This is a genomic window from Nitrososphaera sp., assembly GCF_050748925.1.
GTDB lineage: Archaea > Thermoproteota > Nitrososphaeria > Nitrososphaerales > Nitrososphaeraceae > Nitrososphaera.
The window spans coordinates 1-12,282 of the sequence record NZ_JBOGQF010000052.1 but is presented as its reverse complement, the minus strand read 5'-3'; the positions used below and the strand labels follow the sequence as shown (position 1 = coordinate 12,282).

The following is a 12,282-nucleotide window of genomic DNA, read 5'->3' as shown; positions in this document are numbered from 1 at the left end:
CACCTGGAGACTGTGAAATTTGCGCTGAAATCAGTGCAAACCCTCGTCATGGTCGTCGGCAGCGCGCAAAAGAGCCACGAGATGCGAAACCCGTTCACGGCCGGCGAGCGCATCATGATGATAAAAGCGTCGATCGACGCCGAAAAGGGCGCCGACGCGGGCAGGGTGTTGATAGTGCCTGTTCCCGACGTCGACGTGCACGCGCTGTGGACCCGGCAGGTCGACATGCTCGTGCCAAAGTACGACGTCGTGTTTGCAAACGACCCGTTCACGCTTTTATTGTTCAGGGAGAGGGGCGTCAGGACGGTCGAAGCCCCGCTCTACGAAAGGAGCAGGATGATGGCCACCGAGGTGAGGAGGCGGATGGCAGAGGGCGAGGACTGGCAGGAGCTGGTGCCGGAGCCGGTCGCCGGCGTGATAAAGGCCATAAACGGCGAGGAGCGGGTAAAGGCGATAGTCGCCCAGCATGACCACAGGCACTAAAGTATATTTTCAGCTTCTGCATAATGCCATTGTTGGCTGGCAGGTTTGACAATGAATGGTATGCAGACATGGGCAAGCTGTCAAACGACGAGCTCTTGCGCATGTACAACATGATAAAGGACGGGCGATACGAGTTTGCCAAGAACGCGTGGTACATCCCGATAGGGGGCGACCAGCGGTGCCCAATAATGGTGGCCAAGGGGTTCAGGTCCCCGGACACCCTTGCCAAGATGGCCGAGTTCCAAGAGACTGCAAAGGTTATGGAAAACGAGTACCGCCACTTTATCGACGCGTGGGACTTTGGCTACATCACGGTAAAAGACATCGAGCGCGCGATATTAAAGATGCTTGAAGAGCGCAATATTGAGATTTCGGAGCGCAGGTAAAGAAAAAATGTGCCGGCCTTGCCGGTGCTATGAGGCTGGCTCTTCGGTGCTCTTGTAATCCGAGAGTTCGGGCTTTTCCTGCTCGCTTACCTGGGGCGCCACGTCCTTTGACTCCCCCTGAGCGGATCCCTCGCTCACGACTTCTGCAGTCGCGAACCTTGCGCCCACGTTGGTGACCCTTATCTTGGCCTTTTGCCCGACCTTGCCGCCCTTTACAAAGATGACAAAGCCCTGTATCCTCGCGATGCCGTCGCCCTGCCTGCTTATTTCTGTGACCTGCACGTCGTATTGCTTGCCTGTTTCGACCGGCTTGGGGCCTCCAAAGCCACGGTCGCTGCCGTAGCCTCCGCCTCCTCCGCCGTAACGTCCTCTTCCGCCGTATGACATGTTTTACATATTGGCCGGCATGCAATATAAACAGGATGTACGAGGCAGGCAGAATTCAGGCACAGAATGGCTGCCTGCATGCCTTCCATCTTTGAGAATAGGATCGATAATACAATAGTCTTAAATGCGATTAATTGTTAGAGAGAATTGATATGCGTGAATGTGAAAGTATGAAGGACGCGCGCAGGGATTTGGAAAAGTACAAGCTGTTTTCTCCTCCTTGGTGGCGACTGTCAGGCACGATCAAGGACCACAAGGCAGACTGCGATTACTGCGAAAAGTAACCGCGAAATCCAGGCGTCAAGGCAACAGGTATTCGGATAGAAGATGCTGTAACTAGTGTTTTCCTTCGTTGCCTTTCCTTACAGGCTCGTTAATATACCAAGGCGCACGACTTGCAACCATTGTCAGGCGATAGCGGCGGTTACAGGGGCGCGGGGCTCCGGTTGCTGTCAATGTATGGCGTGTGCGCAGGCGACGCCGTGTCGGTGGTGACGGCAGAAGGCGAGATGAGTGGGATCCTCATGCCGCGCTATGAATCGGCAAGCGAAGACTATATCGTGATAAAGCTAAAGAGCGGATACAACGCGGGCGTCGACGTATCCAAGGTAAAGTCGATAGAGAAGATAGATTCTGCCAAAGGCGAGGCCCCTGCCGCCCCGCCGGTGCCGGCTGAAAATCCCGGCCTTCCGAGGGTGGCACTCATCAGCACGGGAGGCACGATAGCAAGCAAGATAGACTACAGGACGGGAGGCGTGAAGGCGGCGCTCTCTGCGTCAGAGCTGTATGCCTCTGTTCCCGAGCTTGCCAGCCATGCCACGGTCGACCCCGAGGTCCTCATGAGCGAATACAGCGAGAACCTCACGCCAGAGCACTGGGCGGCCATCGCGGAAAAGGTGGCAGAAAAGGTCAGGTCGGGCAAGTATTCTGGCGTGGTGATATCGCACGGCACAGACACGATGCACTACACTGCCGCAGCGCTCTCTTTTGCCCTGCAGGGCCTGCCCGTCCCGGTCGTACTGGTGGGCGCGCAGAGGTCCTCTGACAGGCCATCTTCTGACGCGGCGCTCAACATGCTCGGCGCCACGGTCTTTGCGGCAACTGCCGGGGTTGCAGGGGTGTTTGTCGCAATGCACGCAGGCACGTCTGACGACGCGGTGGCAGTGCACGTCGGCACGAGGGTGCGCAAGAACCACACGAGCAGGCGCGACGCGTTTGAATCGATAGATGTCACGCCGGCTGCAATAGTAAAGGGCGGCGCAGTAGAGATGCAGGCAAGCGGCATAGAGCTCGCACCGCGGGGCAGGGGCGAGCTGAAACTTCAGAGCCGGTTTGACAGCAGCGTTGCCCTCTTGAAATACTACCCCGGCTTTGACCCTGCGATGATTGACAGCGCAAACTGCAAGGCGATAATACTCGAAGGCACGGGCCTCGGCCACGTCAACAAAAACTGCTTCCCGAGCATCAAAAAGGCAATAGAGAAAGGCGTCGTCGTTTGCATGGCGTCGCAGTGCATCTGGGGCAGGGTGAGTATGACCGTCTACGACACGGGCCGAGACCTGCTAGACATTGGCGTCGTCCCGCTTTCAGACATGATAGCCGAGACCGCGACTGCCAAGGCGATGTGGGCCCTTGCCAACGCGCCCAATGTCAAAAAGGCGATGCAGGAAAACATTGCCGGCGAGATCTCGGAAGCTATCCCGATCTAGGCAAGGCTTAATACGTGCACGGCACAATTTTTTGCATTGGCACCCGACCCGGCGACGCTTGACCTCAAGGTGGGCTTTGAAATCCACCAGCAGCTGGCGACAAAGAGCAAGCTGTTTTGCAATTGCCGCAGCGTGGAGGCAGAAAAGTACGACCGCACGTTCATGCGCAGGCTGCGCCCGACCCAGAGCGAGCTTGGCGCCTACGACCCCGCAGCCGTATTTGAGGCAAGCAAGATGCGCGCTGCGCAATATCACGCGGCTGCAGGCACAAGCTGCCTGGTAGAGGCCGACGAGGAGCCGCCGCACGAAGTCAACCCGGACGCGCTTGAAACTGCGCTCATCTTCTCCCTTGCGCTCAATTCCAATGTGATGGACGAGATCCACGTCATGCGAAAAATAGTCATCGACGGCTCCAACACCAGCGGCTTTCAGCGCACCATGCTGGTGGCGTCCGGCGGCCACCTTGACGCCGGCGGCAAAAAGGTGGGCGTGCAGAGCATATGCCTTGAAGAGGACGCCTCCAAGGTGGTCGGCGACGACGGGCAGATGAGGAAATACGGCCTTGACAGGCTCGGCGTCCCGCTGGTCGAGATCGCGCTAGAGCCGGTGACCGGCAAGTCGGACGACATCATGCAAGTCGCCCTGACGCTTGGCAGGCTGCTGCGCTCAAGCAAGAGGGTCGCCCGAGGCCTGGGCAGCATCAGGCAGGACGTCAACGTCTCCATCCTTGGCGGCGCGGTGGTAGAGGTAAAGGGGGTGCAGCAGCTTGACCAGCTGATAAAAGTAATCGAGCACGAAATGTCCAGGCAGCACGGCCTCGTCCTGATAGCAGGGAAATTGAATGAGCGCAAAGTCAACGCAGGCGCGGTGGGCGACAGGATCGAGGACATCACGGACATCATGTACAAGTCGGCGTCCAAGGTCGTGAAAAAGATCAACGAGTCGCCAGGCGCCGTGTTCAAGGTGTTAAGGGCGCCGGGCTTTGCTGGCATGATAGGCTACGAGCCGTACCCCGGCATAAGGCTCGGCAAAGAGCTGGGCGAGCTTGTCAGGTTCTACGACCTTGGCGGCGTGTTCCATTCGGATGAATTGCCAAACTATGGCATCACAGAGGAGGAAGTCAAGGCGGTCAGGGCAAGGCTCGCGCTTGCCGAAAACGACGCGTTTATCATTGTGGGAGGGCCGGGCGAGAAGGTCAAGTTTGCGTCGGACGCGATAATACGGAGGCTAAAGGCGTCGACAGCAGGCGTGCCGGCAGAGACCCGCGCGGCCACGGTCGACGGCAGGACGGTGTTCAGCAGGCCGCGGCCCGGCGCCGCAAGGATGTACCCTGAAACCGACATACCAACAATCGCCGTAACCGACGCAGAGCTAAAAGCTCTTGCAGGCAAGGTGCCAAAGCCGTGGGACGAGATGGTAGGCGCCATTGCCGGCAAATACGGCCTGAACGGCAAGCTGGCAAACCAGATCTTTGACTCTGACTATTTGCCGGTGTTTGAGCAGCTTGCGGCGACTACCAGGGTGCAGCCCACGTTCATTGCGGCAAAACTGACGGAGGACCTGACGAGCCTCCAGAGGCAGGGGCTTGATTCGGCCGCCATTACAGGTGCGGTGATTGCAGATGTTTTTGGGAGGCTGGACGCAGGCTCGATAGCGAAGGAGTCGGTTGCGCTCATATTTGAAAAGATGATGAAAGGAGAAGCAGGCACTGTGGACGAGGCGGCCAAGGCGCTCGGCGCGTCGATGATGAGCGACGGCGAGCTATCAGACGCCATCGATAAGGTAATCGCGGAAAACATGGCAGTGGTAAAAGAAAAGGGCATGGGAGCGCTTTCTACGCTGATGGGCAAGTGCATGGCAGTCATAAAGGGCAAGGCAGACGGGCAAAAGATAAACGCTATGTTGAAGGAAAAACTGAAAAAGATGGTCGGATAATGCACAAGCCAAAGCATGTCAGGGACCATTACACAGAGTCGCTTTCAGTCAATTCTGAAAATTTGAAAAGGCAGCTGGCAGAAGCTGGCGTGCAAGAAGGCGAAATCAGCGCGATATTGCAGTCCATAGCCGGCGCCTACATGCAAGAGGTTGAAAATATAGTAACAGAGTGCGAAGGCGACATGATGGCCCTTGAGAAGGTGCCCAGCCCGCTAAAGCTTTTCGTCGACAGCATCGCAGAGGCAAAAGCGCAGTCGCCTCAAGCCATGGCATTACTTGGCCGATACGTTTCAGCATGGGAAGACTGGATGTAGCATCGGTTGACCCCTTGCCAAAGGACCATAACAAGTCGTCGGCTGACAACATTTCTATTCTAAAATTGCTTAAATAATGAAACTATCTTCCGGGTTATATTGCAGGTCAGGCCCAAAAGATTAGCTAGAAACCTCACATATTGTTCAGACTGTCATATTGTCAAACCCAATTCGGAATTTGCCCCATGCCATTTCAACACAAAAGGGCTTCGCGTTAGTGCAGTTATGGCAACTTGTCGGGATTGTGATACTGCAAGAGCAAGGTTAAGGCGAGAGTCAAAGCACAAGAGTGATCCTTATGTGACATGGCTGGAAAAATCATGGAGCAGTCATGTAAGGACAGGATTTGATATGAAGATAGAACCTAGCCAACTCATAGAGCTTGCCAAGAAAACCACTCATTGTGGTATTTGTGGTTGTAAACTAGATTGGAACGGAGATAGGTCGAATAGGAATGATAGCAGACCAACTCTTGACAGGGCTAATAACGAGAGTCATATTACAATTAACAACATACAGATAATTTGTCGCAAATGCAATCGAACAAAGTCAGACAGAACTATGCCGGAGTTTATCGAATATTGTAAAAATGTCACAAACCGGTTCAAGGTATTTCAAGCTGCCACTGACCTTTAGGTACAGTTCAGGATGTAGCAAAACGTTCTTTAGCGCGAAAACAGCCTTGCCGGCAGTGAAAGCTGGCAGGTTTGCAGACGAGTTAGCCGACTTGCACCCTAGGTCGTGGCTCACCAGGTTCCGCAGAAACTCTGTCGGCTACCTTGCCAAGATGCTCCTGTTCTACCACGGCATCGGCATCGGCCTACTGCTTGCCGGCACGGCGATACTCTCGCTGGTCGTGCCTGGCTATGAAGAGCCAAGCATCCCCCGCTCGCTCATCGGCGTGCTTGCAGCCGGCCCCATTGAAGAGACAATATTTTTCGGCATACCGTTTTACGTCTTTGGCAGCCCGCACGCAATGATTGTCACCGGCCCCGTGTGGGCGTTTTTGCACATCTTTAACACGGAAAATATCGAGCTTGCGCAGCTTGCGTTTGGCAACTGGCTGTTCGTCGTCCCGTCGCTTTTCTTTAGCCTCAGGACATGGGCAAGCGGCAAGGGCTGGTTTGCAGTGGCCGCCCACTCGGCGTGGAACGGTGTCTTTTTCGGCGCAGGGTGCGCCTCTGGCGACATCCAGTGCACCATGCTGGAACAGGACATGCTCTATAATGCTGGATATGTTGCGCTTTCGGCCGCGCTCTTGGGCGGCACGTACGTCCTGTACATGTGGCGCAGAAAAAGAGAACGGATTAATATATAGGCGGAAGGCTTTTTCAGCATCTCGACATGAGCGACCAGAGCGTAAACGTCAGCGTAACCGTGGGCGACGTCAAGGTCCAGTTTTCCGGCAGCGCCGAGTCCGTCATGGCGTCGGTATTCAATTTCCTCTCAAAGCAGGTCCCGGCGATGGACCTTGCAAAAAAAGTCTCGCTGAATTATGAAGTAACAGAGCTGGTCGGCAGGTACGCAAGCCTGGTCAAGATAACGCCTGAAGGCCCACGCGTGATCCCCGACTCGGAGGTCAGGCTGTCAGACAAGGACATGGTGGCGCTCCAGCTGGTGGCGTCAAGGATAGCCAAAGACACGGGCAAGGCGCAGGACGACGCGATGCAGGTGTCAGAGATCCAGTCGGCGACCGCGCTCAATCCCAAGTCGATAAGCTCCAGGATATCAGAGATGGTCAAGGCGGGCCACGTTGCGAGGGACGACAAGGAGCCGGGAAAATACAGGATAACGACGGCAGGGATACACTGGCTCAACTCGCTCGTTGAAAAGAAGGTCAGCCGGGCTTAGCGGCGTCGCCAGGCGGCCTTTTCTGTATGTACCGATAGTTGCGCATAGTCCCGACCCGCGTCAGGATCGTCTCTCGGACCATGTCCGTCAGGGAATGCGAGACTGCGGTCCTGTCATAGTTGTAGCCCCTTCTTGACAGCTCCTCGTGCACGTCGCCAAGCGACCTTTCGCCGCCAAAATACCCCTCAAGCCAGAGCGTTTCAATCAGCCCCCTGCAGGTCATGCCCCCCTTGACCGGCTTTTGCTCGCCGTTTGTGGGTCTCGGCTCGGCAGGCCTTGACTTTAATGCTTCAATCTCTTGCCGCAGCTCGTCAATCTGCCCCTGGACCGCAGAGTCTGCAAACTTTACTGAATCGACGCTTGAAAGGACCGTCTCAACCACCTGGCGGACCTTGCTTTCAAGGCAGGTTATCTCTACTTCCCACTCGCCGTGCTTTAGCTTTATCTTTACCTCATCTGGCGGGCGGGGCTCGCTCACGACAATTCCGGTTGCCAAAGCTATTGATAAACCTGTTGTTGTCCATATTGTTCATGTTGCGCAATATTAATATAATCGTGCCCGCATATCTTGTTGAACAACATGGCCACGCAACTAAATCCGCCTGCAAGCATCAGCATGGGTGATTTTGGCATAGTAGAGTCGATGAGCAAGTGCCTGGCTCCGAAACTGGAAGAATTGAGAGGGAAAAAAATCATCTTTAGCGCCGAAGACAAGGCTCTCGTCCCGGTTGACGGGTGGGGCTTCAAAGCAGGGCAGTCATATTGCGCACCAACAATAACGACTATCAGGCCTGTCAGGGAGAATACGATGGTCGCGGCCATCGATTCGAGCAGCATAAAGATAGCGGACACCGAGGAGGGCGCCCTGTATGCGATAAAGTGCGGTGTTGCCATGGCGTACGGCGGGGCGGCCCTCATGCACTTTAAACTTGGCCCCATGCTGTTTTACCTGAGCGAGAGCACCGTCTACGACTCGGAGCTGGACGACAGGCTCGCCAGGCTAGTGCTTTCAGACAGCGACGTGGCAAGGCGCCTCGTCAGGGTGAGGGCAGAGAGGGCGATCCAGTTCGAGCTTTCCAGCCACTTTCGCAACTCTATAATCTTGGTGGACGGCTCGCTACGCACCTCGATATTTGAGGACAGAAGCCGCAACATGAGCAAGATTGCTGAAAACTGCGTGCTTTACAAGAACCTGCTTGCAGGCATCAGCAAGAACACGAAACTAAAGATACTGGAAAGGGCGGCCGCCCCTCTGGCCAAGGTGCCGGGGCCGGCGTACATCGACGTTGACATCATAATCAAGAGCCTGATAAAGGGCTCTGTCGGCAGCAACATGATGGCGCGGCTTGACAGGAACTCGCCGGTCCTCAGGGTCGACGTGGTGGGCGACAGGGACCTGGCGCTTGGCAAGCTCCTTGGCAACGACCCGGTGGCATCCGGCTATCCCGAAACGCTCAGGCTTGCGCACCACATCTCTACGTTTACAGGCACAGAGGTCACCTGCCTGCGCAGCCACGTGCTCAACAGCTATGACGTGACAGAGCTGGCTTCCGACGACATCCGCAGGACGCTCCTTGGGTCGATAATGGTATGAAGATCCTCGCGAAGAACGGCAACGAGCTCTTGCTGCTGGCGATGAAGGGCGACGCGGCGGCAAAGGGTGACTATTTGCTGATAGAGGACAAGGGCAGGAGCATGGCAGTGCAGGTGTATGATGAAGAATATTTGTCGTCGCAGTCGCTAATCGAGGACATGGTCAGAGAAGAGGTGGTGAACGCGTCAAGTGCCGAGAACCTGCACGATCCGCTCAACATAGGGAGCCTGTCGCGGCTCGTGAGGGACGCAAGGATATTCAAGGCCAAGATAAGGGCAGCAGTCGTCGACGGCAGGCTGACAAGCGACGTGACCTGGCTGCCATCGAGGGTCGAGTCAAAGATAAGGAGGTTAAAGATGAAGGAGTTGGACTCGCTGCTTGGCAGGACGGGCGTGTACCCGATACCGGTGGGCAGGTCCGGCGACGAGGATTTCGAGATATTTGCAGAGGACCTTGACGGCAAGCTGACGATAATAACGGGCAAAAAGGAATCCGGCAAGTCGCACCTGTCAAAACTGCTGGTAAAGACGCTCGTCCAGCACGGCGCGTTCGTGGTTGTTTTTGACCTGAACAACGAGTACGGCGGGCTGGCGTACAACCGCGACGGCTCGCCTTCTTCCATCCACGACAGGGTCATGGCACTGGAGCCCGGCAAGGGGTTAAAGCTGTCTCTTGACTATTGCGGCAAGGCGGCAGTATCTGGGATGCTGAAAAACGCGCTGGACATGCCGCCGGCATCCTTGCGCGAGTTTTTCCGGATCTGGGACTGGCTTGAAAACAAAAAGACGCTTGGCGTAGAGGCGATAGGGAACGCGGTCAACACGTGGAACATCAACGAGCTTGTGCGCGACGCGCTAGTCTCAAGGTTCCATTCGATACAGTCGTCGCGGCTGTTTGCAGACTCGGGCGGCTTTCGCTTTGAGGACGCCATGAAGGGCGGCGGGGCCGCTCTGATAATAAACATGGGCGAGTCTTCAGGCACGGTCAGGCGAATGACGGTTGAGCTGGTGTTGAGCAAGATAGTTGACCTGCTGGAGCGTAAGGTCATCCCGCCGATATTCCTCTTTGCGGAGGAGGCGCATCTCTACATCAGGGAGACGTACTGGGAGGACCTGATAACGAGGATGAGGCACTTTGGCGTCTATACGACGTTTGTCACGAACCAGCCGGACGCCCTGAACGACGGCATCTACCGGCAAGTCGACAACATATTCCTCTTTAATTTCACGAACGACTCGGACCTTGAAAAGATTGCCAAGGTGTCCCTGGCAGACGGCGATACGATACGGTCGATTGTCAGGACTTTGCCTCAGAGGCAGTGCCTTGCCATCGGGAAGGCCGTGTGCGACCTGCCGGTGGTGGTCAAAGTGGCGGCATCCGAAGTACTCACGCTGGGCGAGACCAAGAGGTTCTTCAAAAAGAAGGGCTAGACCATGCCAGATGTGCTGCGTTTTTTGGAGCCAATGTCCACCGCTTCGCCCACCGAAGAGACGAATATCTTGCCGTCGCCCGCAGCGCCTGTGCTGGCGGCATCCAGAATGGCCTTGATCACAGAGTCAACCTGCGAGTCGTCGACAACCGTGATAACATTAGCTCTGGACGAGAATTCTGCAGCGTGTGCCGAGGTTCCCCTGCCGCTCATGACCCGCGGCTTGTCGCCCTTGCCTCTGCCCTTTGCGTCCAGAATAGTTGCGCCGCTGATCCCCGCCTTTTTGATGGCATCGTTCACAGCGCTGACCTTTTCGCTGGCAATTATTGCCTCTATACGCTTCATGGCACGTTCTAAAGGAAGTTACAATATAAGGTTTTCAAATAAATTGTCAAGAGGAGTTCAAAATTACCCAAAAGTACGCAATCAGTGCATTTATCATAAAATTAGCAAAAAATATAGCTATTAGCAGCCGTGCCTCTTGGCCCAGTCCTGGCTCGCAAACTCGCTGGTTGCGCACTGCCGCGGGGCAAGGGCCACATGGCCGCTGTCGAGGAGTTGCTGGTTGAGGTTGGTCGATGCGCAATAAACGACACCCATGATACTCTTGCCCTTGCCGGGCTGCTTGTCGTCCTGGTCTACAAGCGCATTGCTTCCAAGGCATAGCCCCTGGGTGAACAACTTGTCGTTCCGTGTTGTTTTTGTCAGCGAGAGGTCGACAACCTTGTGATTGTTGGCCCCTACCGTGACCCAAAGCGTGTCTGCATCAACCACACGGGTAACTCTGCCTTCTATGCAAAGGGCAGAGCCTACGCACTGGCCGGCATTGGCAGGTTTGGTGGTAGTGACGCTGCCGTTATTTGCAGGAGTGGACTTGGCGATCTGGAACGTTGCAGGGTCGTTTGCAATGCCCTTGGTGCCTTCCAAAAACCTCCATGCGCTGCCGCCGTCAGGGAGCCTCTGCCATGTCAGGCTGCTGTCGCTCCTGTCCACGAGGGCAATCTTGTCAACTGTCTGGTCGACGCCGTCTGCAAGCGTCAGCAGGTCGCCGTTTGACAGCTTTTCGCCTTCGATTGCAAGGACGTAAAGCTGTCCGGCACCGACGACAATGCCGGCGGGTATCGTTATCGTGGTAGAACGGTATGAAGTCTTGATCTTGTAATCGCCAATGTTTACATCTGCAGAAGTCGGGTTGTAAATCTCGACCCACTCCCCTCCTGCGTCTCTGCCCCGGGGGTTGAGCTCAACTTCGTTTATCTTGACACCTGCAGGCTGGGCGCTTGCCATGCTCATGAGGCCTATGCCGCCAAGACCGCCAACAGCCACGAGGCCAGCCAACAACGCTGCCGCAAGTCTCAATTTGTATGACATTATAGGTTACGTGCAATGTCCAAAAGGCGTCGGTATATAATAACGATTATGAAAACTGGCTCTAGGGTGCGCTCTCAATGGAGCTTTCTGCGCAGGTACGCCCTCTTTAGCCTGCCGAGGCCAAAGGCGAGCGCCACCACCGAGGCGATGGCTACCACGGCCTGCACTGCCGAGATTGCGAGCCTCGAGGTGTTGCCAAGCAGCGCGTCTATCGGCCCGACCACCATCACGAGAAACGCGGCCACTGCGAGCACCATCGCCCACATGCCGGCCATGAAAAGCGCAGGTCCCACCCCATATCACCTCAAGAAATACTGGATGGCGATGGTGGCAAAGGCCATGAGAGCCGAGATTATCGCAAGCCGCAATATCCTGTGCCCTACCTCTTTTTCCCCAAGGGGGCCGTCGGCCACTATGAGGCGCACGAGGGTAGCCGGGGCGCCGGCGTCCTTTGACGCCGCGAGGCGATAGTCGTCAAGGAGCGTGACTGGCCTTGCTTTTACCTGCCGGTGCTCCACTATGCGCTTGACGCTGGACAGGAACAGAAACGAGTTGACGACTGCAGGCAAGAGCGCGACGATGCCTATTATCTCGGCCCGGCCTGCCACTGCAAGGGCGCCGTACATCGTGCCCAAGAGGAGAGTGCCCGAGTCGCCGGGGAATATCCTGCTGGGGTACCTATGGTACTTGTAAAAGCCGACTGCCGCAAGCAGGAGCGGCAGGCCTGCAAGAAAAATGTCCATACTGCCAAATATAGCGACTGCAGCAAGCAAGGGCACCATGGCAATTATCACAAAGCCGCTTGCCACGCCGTTCAAGACGT

The 12,282-nt window shown here is 55.9% G+C and carries 15 protein-coding genes and 1 pseudogene; 10 read left to right on the top strand and 6 right to left on the bottom strand.

Annotated elements, in window-relative coordinates:
* Positions 1 to 483, top strand: a 483-nt coding sequence (locus ACREAY_RS05965) for a nicotinamide-nucleotide adenylyltransferase (protein WP_431754849.1), incomplete at its 5' end; no start/stop codon positions are given.
* Positions 484 to 515: 32 nt separating this feature from the next.
* A complete protein-coding gene (locus tag ACREAY_RS05960; RefSeq protein ID WP_431754848.1) occupies positions 516 to 869 on the top strand; it encodes a hypothetical protein in 354 nt (117 codons plus the stop codon).
* A gap of 27 nt (positions 870 to 896) precedes the next feature.
* Here the strand turns inward: ACREAY_RS05960 and ACREAY_RS05955 are convergent, their stop codons facing one another.
* Complete coding sequence (locus ACREAY_RS05955; protein ID WP_431754847.1) at positions 897 to 1,256, bottom strand: TRAM domain-containing protein; 360 nt, start codon at positions 1,254 to 1,256, stop codon at positions 897 to 899.
* A 152-nt stretch (positions 1,257 to 1,408) separates the two neighbouring features.
* Between ACREAY_RS05955 and ACREAY_RS05950 the strand changes: the two genes are divergently transcribed.
* The 6 genes from ACREAY_RS05950 to ACREAY_RS05925 all read left to right on the top strand — a co-directional run bounded on the left by ACREAY_RS05950 (position 1,409) and on the right by ACREAY_RS05925 (position 7,065).
* Positions 1,409 to 1,540, top strand: coding sequence for a hypothetical protein (locus tag ACREAY_RS05950; protein WP_431754846.1), 132 nt, complete (start codon positions 1,409 to 1,411; stop codon positions 1,538 to 1,540).
* A gap of 120 nt (positions 1,541 to 1,660) precedes the next feature.
* On the top strand, positions 1,661 to 2,965 hold the full coding sequence (gatD, locus tag ACREAY_RS05945; RefSeq protein ID WP_431754845.1) for a Glu-tRNA(Gln) amidotransferase subunit GatD: 1,305 nt from the start codon (positions 1,661 to 1,663) through the stop codon (positions 2,963 to 2,965).
* 36 nt (positions 2,966 to 3,001) lie between these two features.
* Positions 3,002 to 4,900, top strand: coding sequence for a Glu-tRNA(Gln) amidotransferase subunit GatE (gatE, locus tag ACREAY_RS05940; RefSeq protein WP_431754844.1), 1,899 nt, complete (start codon positions 3,002 to 3,004; stop codon positions 4,898 to 4,900).
* Positions 4,900 to 5,214, top strand: a complete 315-nt coding sequence (locus ACREAY_RS05935) for a hypothetical protein (RefSeq protein ID WP_431754843.1) — start codon at positions 4,900 to 4,902, stop codon at positions 5,212 to 5,214. Before gatE ends, ACREAY_RS05935 begins: the two co-directional genes overlap by 1 nt.
* A 691-nt stretch (positions 5,215 to 5,905) precedes the next feature.
* Positions 5,906 to 6,532 carry a CPBP family glutamic-type intramembrane protease gene (locus tag ACREAY_RS05930; protein WP_431754842.1) on the top strand — a complete coding sequence of 209 codons (627 nt, stop codon included), beginning with the start codon at positions 5,906 to 5,908 and terminating at the stop codon, positions 6,530 to 6,532.
* Between the two features lie 26 nt (positions 6,533 to 6,558).
* Positions 6,559 to 7,065 (top strand): hypothetical protein, encoded by a 507-nt coding sequence (locus ACREAY_RS05925; RefSeq protein WP_431754841.1) that lies wholly within the window; start codon positions 6,559 to 6,561, stop codon positions 7,063 to 7,065.
* Here the strand turns inward: ACREAY_RS05925 and ACREAY_RS05920 are convergent.
* Complete coding sequence (locus tag ACREAY_RS05920; RefSeq protein WP_431754840.1) at positions 7,052 to 7,543, bottom strand: hypothetical protein; 492 nt, start codon at positions 7,541 to 7,543, stop codon at positions 7,052 to 7,054. The genes ACREAY_RS05925 and ACREAY_RS05920 overlap by 14 nt on opposite strands.
* 102 nt (positions 7,544 to 7,645) lie before the next feature.
* On the opposite strand from ACREAY_RS05920, the gene ACREAY_RS05915 reads away from it, so the two are divergent.
* Complete coding sequence (locus ACREAY_RS05915) at positions 7,646 to 8,659, top strand: DNA double-strand break repair nuclease NurA (RefSeq protein WP_431754839.1); 1,014 nt, start codon at positions 7,646 to 7,648, stop codon at positions 8,657 to 8,659.
* The gene (locus ACREAY_RS05910) at positions 8,656 to 10,089 is read left to right on the top strand and encodes an ATP-binding protein (protein ID WP_431754838.1); all 1,434 of its coding nucleotides are present in this window, start codon (positions 8,656 to 8,658) and stop codon (positions 10,087 to 10,089) included. The genes ACREAY_RS05915 and ACREAY_RS05910 overlap by 4 nt, the downstream gene beginning before the upstream one ends.
* Here ACREAY_RS05910 and ACREAY_RS05905 read toward each other — a convergent pair.
* The 4 genes and pseudogenes from ACREAY_RS05905 to ACREAY_RS05890 all read right to left on the bottom strand — a co-directional run.
* Positions 10,086 to 10,433, bottom strand: coding sequence for a P-II family nitrogen regulator (locus ACREAY_RS05905; RefSeq protein ID WP_431754837.1), 348 nt, complete (start codon positions 10,431 to 10,433; stop codon positions 10,086 to 10,088). The two genes, ACREAY_RS05910 and ACREAY_RS05905, sit on opposite strands and share 4 nt — an antisense overlap.
* A gap of 120 nt (positions 10,434 to 10,553) precedes the next feature.
* Positions 10,554 to 11,414 (bottom strand): lamin tail domain-containing protein, encoded by an 861-nt coding sequence (locus tag ACREAY_RS05900; RefSeq protein WP_431754836.1) that lies wholly within the window; start codon positions 11,412 to 11,414, stop codon positions 10,554 to 10,556.
* A 119-nt stretch (positions 11,415 to 11,533) separates the two neighbouring features.
* On the bottom strand, positions 11,534 to 11,752 hold the full coding sequence (locus ACREAY_RS05895) for a hypothetical protein (protein WP_431754835.1): 219 nt from the start codon (positions 11,750 to 11,752) through the stop codon (positions 11,534 to 11,536).
* Positions 11,753 to 11,758: 6 nt separating this feature from the next.
* Positions 11,759 to 12,282 (bottom strand): annotated as a pseudogene (locus tag ACREAY_RS05890) (UDP-N-acetylglucosamine-1-phosphate transferase); the annotation flags it as partial.

What these genes read in the sequence shown, in the direction of transcription:
- ACREAY_RS05950 (WP_431754846.1), top strand. Translation starts at nt 1,409, where the DNA reads ATGCGTGAATGTGAAAGTATGAAGGACGCGCGCAGGGATTTGGAAAAG.
- ACREAY_RS05925 (WP_431754841.1), top strand. Translation starts at nt 6,559, where the DNA reads ATGAGCGACCAGAGCGTAAACGTCAGCGTAACCGTGGGCGACGTCAAG.
- ACREAY_RS05905 (WP_431754837.1), bottom strand. Translation starts at nt 10,433, where the DNA reads ATGAAGCGTATAGAGGCAATAATTGCCAGCGAAAAGGTCAGCGCTGTG.
- ACREAY_RS05915 (WP_431754839.1), top strand. Translation starts at nt 7,646, where the DNA reads ATGGCCACGCAACTAAATCCGCCTGCAAGCATCAGCATGGGTGATTTT.
- ACREAY_RS05935 (WP_431754843.1), top strand. Translation starts at nt 4,900, where the DNA reads ATGCACAAGCCAAAGCATGTCAGGGACCATTACACAGAGTCGCTTTCA.
- ACREAY_RS05910 (WP_431754838.1), top strand. Translation starts at nt 8,656, where the DNA reads ATGAAGATCCTCGCGAAGAACGGCAACGAGCTCTTGCTGCTGGCGATG.
- ACREAY_RS05955 (WP_431754847.1), bottom strand. Translation starts at nt 1,256, where the DNA reads ATGTCATACGGCGGAAGAGGACGTTACGGCGGAGGAGGCGGAGGCTAC.